The organism is Anoxybacillus andreesenii (assembly GCF_030813005.1).
Lineage (GTDB): Bacteria > Bacillota > Bacilli > Bacillales > Cytobacillaceae > Robertmurraya > Robertmurraya andreesenii.
In genome coordinates this window covers 39,169-47,696 of the sequence record NZ_JAUSTU010000025.1, presented here as the reverse complement: position 1 = coordinate 47,696, position 8,528 = coordinate 39,169, and the positions used below count along the sequence as shown (strand labels likewise).

Genomic DNA, 8,528 nt, shown 5'->3' with positions numbered 1-8,528 from the left:
AATATATATCGTCAACGAAAATGACGGTTAAAAATTAAAAAAATCACCGCCATTGTCGGTTCCGAAACTACCGACAAACAGGGTGATTAATAACAAAGACGAAGCATGCAGCCTTCAAATGGGGATTCCCGTTGCTTTCTGTCATAGAAATAGGCTTCATTGCTTATATCCTTTGGTTTTTGTCATAAATGCTTCGAAATCCGATAAGCTTTAATAACCCCTAACAAACATCCGAGAATATGGCAGAAAAGAAGGTGGTAGCTTGGACGATCAAATGGCGATGCTTCTAGCTATAGTGGAAACGGGTGGGCTCTTAGCCCCGATTGCATTCATCCTATTACATTTTTTTCGGCAATTTTTCTTTATTCCTGTTGCAGTCATCTGTGTCGCTGGAGGGGTTCTCTTCGGCACAGTGGCAGGCACCATCTATTCAATTGTCGGGTTACTGTTAAGCAGCTTGCTCTTCTATTTCTTAATTAATCGCATGCCAAAAACTCATACCAAACTGTCCTTGATCAAGAAAAAATGGTTTGGCGAATATCGCAATCTGACAACAAGCCAAGTAGCGGTTTTGCGCCTTATTCCATTTATCCACTACCAATTACTTAGCTTTTGTTTACTGGAACGATACCGTAGCTTGAAGGATTACATGAGAGCATCCTTTTTTACAAATCTTCCACTAGCATTCTTCTATACCATCTTCGGTGAGTTTATTAGCCGTTTCACTCCAACGTTGATAATCATCATTATCATTGCTATTTCGATTCTTACGTATACTCTTAGAGAAAAAATCACCGTTATTAGATGGCGTGAATTCTTCAAGGCGACTGTATAAATCATTTATGAAAGGGAGTGTCCAAAAGATAGGCAACAGGCCCATGGCGCCTATTTATAATGTTGATTCCTTGGTAGTCGGACCCGTTGATTTCCACACCAGGCACTTCGCTTTCCGCAGGCGGTATGGGGAGCCTAGGGAAAGCGAAGTGCTTTGCCGCCTGCGCTGGGGGTTCTACACGGACCCATCATCCCGTAGAGATTTTATATCGTCTTGGAGAAGGGTCTCACTTTAAAATAACTATTTAGTTTCTGTTAATTTATGATTTTCTATCCTTAAAACATGATCACACAATAGTTCAATATCTTCTTGATTATGACTTGTTAATAAAACGGTCTTTCTATTCATTTTATAACTTAATAGTAACTTTCTTATATTATCTACACTTTCTCTATCAAGAGCATTGAATGGTTCATCTAAAATTAACACTTCTTGTTTTTCCATTATCGCTTGAGCTATAGAGAGCTTTTGTTTCATTCCAAGGGAATAGTGCTTTACCTTCTGAGTGTTTTCAGGTTCTAGACCTACGATTTTCATCGCCTCTTTTATTTCCTCATCTGAAATAAGATTTTGAATAATTGCTAACGATTTTAAATTATCAAAACCAGTTTTGCTAGCGTTATAACCTGGACGGTCAATAATAATCCCGAAATTTTTAGGGAATTTATTTTTTGGTTCCAAGTAATCGGGGTGAATCACTATTTGTCCTTTGTCAGGTGGGATAAATCCACATATCATTTTAAAGAGTACAGACTTGCCTGAACCATTATTTCCAGTAATTCCATAGATTTTCCCTTTTTCAAACTGAATAGATACATCTATGAATATGGGATTACTTTTAAACGACTTACTTACATTTTTAAACTCTATTAATGCCACTCGATTTCCCTCCAATATTAAAATGAAACTCCTCTTTTTTTGAAAAGGTAATAAATAAGAAAGAACTCAATAATAAGATAAATCAGTAATACAACAGTAATTTGAAATATGACTAACTCTTTTGCGCTTAAATAGCCAAGACTATTTAAAGCAGATGGAAAGATTAGTTTATGATTCAAAATAGGTAAGCTTAGTACACTCAGTACTCCTAATGTGATTAGATTATACTCGCTTTTTTTCCAAATCCAAATGACAATAAAGGAAATAAGTACATAATTCAATAGTTGCAAGAGGCCATTTATAAAAAAATGATAAATAAGCAAAGATACTGAAATTCCAGGGACTATTGTTAAGGATAAGGTCAGGCCTTTTCCGCCAATTAAGCCAGCTACAACTGTTACACAAAGTAAAGAAATTAATAATAAGAATCCTACCCCCAGAGCAAATTTTAAAAAATTCAAAAACCATTTATATAGGCTTTGATAACGTATTAATTGGTAATAAATTCGTTCGTTTAAAACAATACTTAAATGGTTTTGAAACAAATAAGCGAATCCTAAGAAAACAATGCAATAATATAAAAAGGAAATGATAGAAAATCTCTGGCCAGTTAAGCCATAAAAACTAAGATATAGTAGGTCCCAAACAGATGAAAGTTGCGAACTCCCAGTCCCAAACACAGTGAATAGTATGCCGAAAAAGCAAAGAGCTAAATAAGCAACAATATTTTGATAGGTGTTTCTTACCATAGTTATTCCATCCTAATTCTCTATTTTTTAAATAGGTTTATTATTAAAAGACAAGATATAAAAATTATAAATAAGAATAAGAGTGGTAGATAAGCTGAATTGAGATCAGTAATACTATAATAAGTGAAAATATAATTAGAAATTTGAATCCAATCCCAATCATTAAACATTTTATAGGTAATGATTGTTAAGAAATAGATGCTACTTGCCAAAATTATTAGCGTACTGTTTTTTGGCCAAATTAAGTAGAATGTTGATATAACAACGTGAACGGTGATTAAAAAAGCAAAATACTGTATTATTTGCAGCAATACTGCAATATAAGGATGGATAAAGTATTGTTGCAATTCAAAAACCAGATAATTCATGCCAAAATCATTTGTAGCATACTCACTCCATGATAGTTGTAAGGGAGATGGTAAGGAAACTATTAGACTTACAAGCACCCAAATAAATAAGAATACAATTATAGGTGGTATAACTTTACCAACCATAAAGAAAATCCATCTTTTATAGCTGTGCAATCTAAGTAAAATCATATATTCCCCATTTTGCAGAATGGTTTTGCAGAATGAGATGAGGAAAATAGGAAATAAAAAATAAATAAATAGTAAAGGATTAACAAAAAATTCCAACATGAAATCCCATAGATTAATCGAAACTCCAAGTACACTTTGAACCCCCATCAGATTAGATTTCAATTTCCAAGTATAAAGAAAAAGGAAAAGAATCCATAAAGTCCATTGCCATTTTAAAAATTCTTGTATTATATTTTTTATCCTAGTCATATAAAATCATCCAATTGATTAATGTTTTTTCTTATGTGAAGAAATAAAAATAAGCTTAAACAACTCAATACTATAAATGGAACAATAGCCGTCCAAATGGGTTGTTGTATATAACTGTAAGGGAAGATAGAATCTATAAATCGAAATATTCGAAGATTACCCACACTCAATAAATAGCTGCCGATTAAATAAATTAATGTCGGAAAAGTCATAGCTATAAACTTGTTTGGAACCAAAACTAACAGTAGAAAACCAATTGAAGCATATATAGCAGCGTTTAGTCCCACCCAAAAGGAATATATTAGGCCGTAGGTAAAAGCTCCATATTCCAAAAGCTGTGTAAAAGTGTAACGTGTATAGGCATCTGTTTTAACTGTCATTTCATTTAAAAGGTATGCTTCGGGCTGTAAGTGAGCCAACCCTAGAGATGGGAAAATGTGAAAGCTTAGAATAAAAAGGAATAATATGAAGATAAAAAAGAAACTAAATGACAGTATAAAATTTGTTAAAAATTTCATAAAGAGCAATTTCTTTAACGGAATTCTTATACGTGTATAAACTAAAAAGCGATTTTTTAATTCCTCAGAAAAGGAAGGTAAATAAATTAGTGTAGCAACAATAGGGAAAAATAGTGCCACAACTTCCATCATAAAAGAAAAGACGTCTAATGAATCTCTGAATTCGTAGTTTTTTCTAGCCACTAAATAGTAGATTATGGGTAAACATATGACTACTAGCCAAATTAAAATAGTACTAAAGCGTAGTTTGTATTTAATTTCTCTTCCAATTGAATATTGTTTCATGAATAGCATCCTTTCTCTTTGTTCCTTTAAACGTCCGATCTAATTCTCTTTTTTACTATACCACTCTACCATTTTTATGTAAAACTTATTTTTATTGTAAAATATGTGAGATTATGTAATAATTTAATTGTACCTAAAATATGGAAAGGAGAATTTATATGAAAAAAAGTTTGGTAGCTGGTGCTTTAAGTCTAGGACTATTAATATCAGGGGCCATTGTTACACAAGCTGGAACTTCCTGGCAATATAACATAAGTGTTTATGTTCCATCTCATAGTAAAACTGGTGGTGAAACTAAAGATCAAACAAAAGCAACAAGTGGCGCTAAGGCTGGTTTAGCTCTACATGCAACTCAAGGTGTTAAATTAGATGTTCGCACTAAAGGTTCCGACGGTAACGGTACCTGGAAAAGAGATGTATATGGTGGAAATGTGTACGAGCTTCATAGCGTAACTACATCTGGAAATAATGAAAGATTAGAGTTTAGTAGTGATCTTTTTCAAGGCGACCCTGTACAAGCAATTCTTGATTGGAGAAGTAACTAATCATCAACGATCTATTACATAGGATTATTTAGATATTCTATGTCTATTAAATACTTATAAAACTCCTAACGATAAAACTTGCTATGCAATTTATTCGTTAGGAGTTTTATAATAGAACAAATTTGTAGAATTTTAATCGGTGAGAACCTGTTTTTGTCATAATTGGGGTTAAATCCGATAAGCTTTAATAGATGCGTACATCTTGAAAGACACAACTGTTAAGCAGCTTCTTATATCAAATGGAAGGAATTCTTCAAGGCAACCGCATGAAAAAAACGTTCGGGGAATCCGAACGTTTACTCTTTTTTAAACGGAGTATTGGCTTTGTAGTTTTTATTCATAAATTCATGAATGGGACTCTTCCAGTCAATCGCAGCATTTGGATAGCTGTCGAGCACCTTTTTTTCAATAAACTCGAAATCCTCGCGGACAAGCCCATTTAAATCTGCCACTTTATGAGGCCAAATAAATACATTTACCACTTCAAAGGCATTTGCTGTTGTCCCTAAATATTTTTCCCCTTCAAATAAAACCCCTTTATACGTAACTAGAAAGTTTCTTCGAACATTTTTATTATCTAAAAAGAAAAACCTTTTTTGCTCATGGGCGAGCTCAAGCTTCCGTTTGGGATTAAGTAAATATTTGACGGTGCTATAAATCAAAAAAATAATGAGTGCAAATAGAAGAAGACGAATTACCCACATCGTACACTAATCCCCCAATCCTTTTTCCTCATTTACGATTGATGAAAGAAAAAGTTTCATTTTCGGATCATTTATTTTTTGCCTTTTTTTCTATATGATAAACCTAGTTGAAAAAAAGTGGGGGAAATGGATGAAGCTGAAAGAAATGTTTGAGATGCAAAGAGGTTTGGACCAACATATTGAAAAACAGCATGGATTGGAAAATGAAGATCTATTTGATCGAAAAATATTAGCCCTGCTGGTTGAGCTTGGCGAGCTAGCAAATGAAACGAGATGTTTTAAGTTTTGGAGCTTAAAGCCATCGTCTCCAGAGGATGTCGTTTTAGAGGAATTTGTCGATGGGGTTCATTTCATGCTTTCATTAGGGATTGAGTGTGACTTTGATAGGATTGCGGAAATTACAGGCAGGGAGTCTGACGGACTTTATGTGAACGAACAATTTTTAGCGGTATATGAGGCCGTTCATGCTTTTCGAGGGGAGCGTTCCGAGGAAAATTACAAGCGGATGTTCGGAAGCTATTTGTTGCTTGCAAGTCTATTAGGCTTTGAGGACGATGAGATTAAAGAGGCATACATTAAGAAAAATGAAGTAAATTATAAAAGGCAGCATGATGGCTACTAATTGAATTTTGCAACGATTCTTCGTTATAATGAATCCGAATACATATTAAGGGAGTCGAAATAATGACAAAATTAGATGAAACATTAATCATGTTAAAGGACTTAACCGATGCGAAGGGAATCCCCGGCAATGAGCGTGAGCCACGAGAGGTTATGAAAAAATACATAGAGCCCTACGCGGACGAAGTTACGACAGATGGCTTAGGAAGCTTAATTGCCAAAAAGGTTGGAAAAGAAGGCGGACCAAAAATCTTGGTGGCTGGTCATCTTGATGAGGTCGGCTTCATGGTCACACAAATTGATGAAAAAGGCTTCCTCCGTTTCCAAACAGTTGGTGGTTGGTGGTCTCAGGTCATGCTTGCTCAACGAGTGACGGTCGTTACAAGCAAGGGCGATATCACAGGAGTGATTGGCTCCAAACCACCACATATTTTATCGCCAGAAGCTCGCAAAAAGCCAGTTGAGATTAAGGATATGTTCATTGATATCGGTGCATGTAGCCGCGAGGAAGCTGCAGAGTGGGGCGTGAAGCCAGGGGATATGGTTGTTCCATATTTTGAATTCACGGTCATGAACAATGAAAAGATGCTGCTTGCGAAAGCATGGGATAACCGCATTGGCTGTGCGATTGCTATTGATGTGATGAAGCAGCTTAAGGGCGAGCAGCATGAGAATGTTGTCTACGGAGTCGGTACGATTCAAGAAGAGGTTGGCTTAAGAGGGGCAAGAACGGCTGCCCATGCGGTGAATCCTGATATTGGCTTCGGTGTTGACGTAGGGATTGCAGGGGATACGCCAGGAATTACGGAAAAAGAAGCGATGAGCAAAATGGGCAAAGGTCCGCAAATTCTTTTATATGATGCTTCCATGGTTTCTCATAAGGGCTTACGTGATTTTGTCACGGGAGTTGCAGATGAATTAAATATTCCATATCAATTTGATCTTGTACCTGGTGGTGGAACAGATGCTGGTTCCATTCATTTAGCCCATCATGGTGTTCCATCTCTTGCGATCACAATCGCTACCCGCTACATCCATTCACATGCTGCAATGCTGCATCGTGATGACTACGAGAATGCGGTTAAATTAATCGTAGAGGTCATTAAGAGACTTGACCAAGATACGGTTAATAAGATTACGTTTGAATAAGTGATGCGAGCCTCAGTTTTTTGACTGAGGTTTGTTTTTTTAGTAGGCTTGCAGAGAATGGTGCCCGTTGGTGTGGAGAAAAAGGTGTGTAGGTCATCAAAGTGGGGGAATGATGCCCATCATCTCAATAATCAATGAGAATGGGCATCATACTTAAATAAACGGATACAAAAAACTTATTTTAAGCCACTTTCCAATGTTTGAAGCATTTCCTTCCTATCTTCCTCAGAAGAGTTTTTCCATATTACCTCAAAAAGAACACCTAATCCAGGCAGCATCTTTTCTTCTCCGTTTTGAATAGCGTCAACAATGGTTTCTCGTAATTCAGTTTGCGAGTTGCCAGAAACGTTGTGAATAATCGCATTTCTTAAGTCAAAATTCATCAGGACACACTCCTTTTAAAATCACTTCGCTAATATGATTTTCCAGTTTTCGATGAATTATGCTTATAGAATTGAGAAGGTTATGCTAGATAAAGTATAATGAGGGAACGAAAAGAATTAGGAAAAGGAGCATTTATCGCTTTGAAATACATACAATCCGCCCAAAATCCGCAAATCAAGCAGTGGCGCAAGCTGTTAACGAAAAAGGAACGTGACAAAACAGGAACCTTCCTTGTAGAGGGATTTCACCTCGTCGAGGAAGCCCTGAAGGCAAATCAGCTTCTTCATTTGATTGTTAGTGAAGGAACGGAAATACCGCAGAGATGGGATTATGGCTCTACCCCAGTTACAACCGTCACTTCAGAGATTATTCGTGAGCTGAGTGATACCGAAACACCGCAGGGAGTTCTTGCAGTTTGTGAAGCAGTGCGAAAGGATTCAAAATTTGACGGTAAACAATTCTTATTGATTGATGCTGTCCAGGATCCCGGTAATCTTGGGACCATGATTCGAACAGCCGATGCCGCAGGAATGGATGGAGTGATTGTCGGTACCGGAAGTGTTGACACCTACAACCCAAAGGTCATTCGCTCGGCACAGGGTAGCCATTTTCATCTTCCGGTTATAAGAGGCGATCTTAAGGAATGGATTGAGAAATTAGGCGAGGAGGATATTCAAGTATATGGAACCTCCTTGGAAAACGGACATATATATACGGAAACTGAGCCACCAGGTGCGTTCGCTCTCATAGTCGGAAATGAAGGAAGCGGTGTGAATCCAGAATTGCTTCGGCTGACAGAAAGGAATCTCTATATCCCCATTTTCGGAAAAAGTGAATCACTGAATGTAGCCGTTGCTACAGGAATCCTTTTATACTACTTGAAAGGTTGAAACCATTGTGTTAATGTACTATAATGTACAGCAAAATACATACTTGAAAAACATTGACGGAGAAAAGTAGCTTACCCGCTCTATTTAGGGAGAAAATGCCTAAGACTGCAAGCATTTTTATAGAAAAAGTAAGTGAAGTTCACCTCCAGAGTTGGCATCGGGACCATTGAATGCAAGATTT

General features: G+C 36.5%; 11 protein-coding genes and 1 other annotated feature (1 of these 12 running past the window's edge). Of the genes, 5 read left to right on the top strand and 6 right to left on the bottom strand.

What is annotated here, in order from left to right:
* Positions 1-262 precede the first annotated feature (262 nt).
* Positions 263-835 carry a TVP38/TMEM64 family protein gene (locus tag J2S07_RS18280; RefSeq protein WP_307151850.1) on the top strand — a complete coding sequence of 191 codons (573 nt, stop codon included), beginning with the start codon at positions 263-265 and terminating at the stop codon, positions 833-835.
* Between the two features lie 240 nt (positions 836-1,075).
* On the opposite strand, the gene J2S07_RS18275 is transcribed toward J2S07_RS18280, so the two are convergent.
* From J2S07_RS18275 to J2S07_RS18260, 4 genes are read right to left on the bottom strand one after another with little or no spacing between them, the layout of a single operon-like run.
* Positions 1,076-1,714 (bottom strand): ABC transporter ATP-binding protein, encoded by a 639-nt coding sequence (locus J2S07_RS18275; RefSeq protein WP_307151849.1) that lies wholly within the window; start codon positions 1,712-1,714, stop codon positions 1,076-1,078.
* A gap of 17 nt (positions 1,715-1,731) precedes the next feature.
* Positions 1,732-2,463 (bottom strand): hypothetical protein, encoded by a 732-nt coding sequence (locus tag J2S07_RS18270; protein WP_307151848.1) that lies wholly within the window; start codon positions 2,461-2,463, stop codon positions 1,732-1,734.
* A 20-nt stretch (positions 2,464-2,483) separates the two neighbouring features.
* The gene (locus J2S07_RS18265) at positions 2,484-3,251 is read right to left on the bottom strand and encodes a hypothetical protein (protein WP_307151847.1); all 768 of its coding nucleotides are present in this window, start codon (positions 3,249-3,251) and stop codon (positions 2,484-2,486) included.
* A complete protein-coding gene (locus tag J2S07_RS18260; RefSeq protein ID WP_307151846.1) occupies positions 3,248-4,054 on the bottom strand; it encodes a hypothetical protein in 807 nt (268 codons plus the stop codon). Before J2S07_RS18260 ends, J2S07_RS18265 begins: the two co-directional genes overlap by 4 nt.
* Positions 4,055-4,212: 158 nt before the next feature.
* On the opposite strand from J2S07_RS18260, the gene J2S07_RS18255 reads away from it, so the two are divergent.
* A complete protein-coding gene (locus J2S07_RS18255; protein ID WP_307151845.1) occupies positions 4,213-4,599 on the top strand; it encodes a hypothetical protein in 387 nt (128 codons plus the stop codon).
* A 296-nt stretch (positions 4,600-4,895) separates the two neighbouring features.
* On the opposite strand, the gene J2S07_RS18250 is transcribed toward J2S07_RS18255, so the two are convergent.
* Positions 4,896-5,303 (bottom strand): sigma-w pathway protein ysdB, encoded by a 408-nt coding sequence (locus tag J2S07_RS18250; RefSeq protein ID WP_307151844.1) that lies wholly within the window; start codon positions 5,301-5,303, stop codon positions 4,896-4,898.
* Between the two features lie 130 nt (positions 5,304-5,433).
* Here J2S07_RS18250 and J2S07_RS18245 point away from each other — a divergent pair, with 130 nt between their 5' ends.
* Together J2S07_RS18245 and J2S07_RS18240 are read left to right on the top strand one after the other, a co-directional pair.
* Positions 5,434-5,925, top strand: coding sequence for a dUTP diphosphatase (locus J2S07_RS18245; protein WP_307151843.1), 492 nt, complete (start codon positions 5,434-5,436; stop codon positions 5,923-5,925).
* 62 nt (positions 5,926-5,987) lie between these two features.
* Positions 5,988-7,073, top strand: a complete 1,086-nt coding sequence (locus tag J2S07_RS18240) for a M42 family metallopeptidase (protein ID WP_307151842.1) — start codon at positions 5,988-5,990, stop codon at positions 7,071-7,073.
* Positions 7,074-7,249: 176 nt separating this feature from the next.
* Here the strand turns inward: J2S07_RS18240 and sspI are convergent, their stop codons facing one another.
* Positions 7,250-7,456, bottom strand: a complete 207-nt coding sequence (gene sspI / locus J2S07_RS18235; protein ID WP_307151841.1) for a small acid-soluble spore protein SspI — start codon at positions 7,454-7,456, stop codon at positions 7,250-7,252.
* A 141-nt stretch (positions 7,457-7,597) separates the two neighbouring features.
* On the opposite strand from sspI, the gene J2S07_RS18230 reads away from it, so the two are divergent.
* Positions 7,598-8,347: a TrmH family RNA methyltransferase gene (locus J2S07_RS18230; protein ID WP_307151840.1), complete on the top strand. Its 750-nt coding sequence runs from the start codon at positions 7,598-7,600 to the stop codon at positions 8,345-8,347.
* A 44-nt stretch (positions 8,348-8,391) separates the two neighbouring features.
* Positions 8,392-8,528 (top strand) — a binding site (T-box leader) (it continues 108 nt past the right edge of the window).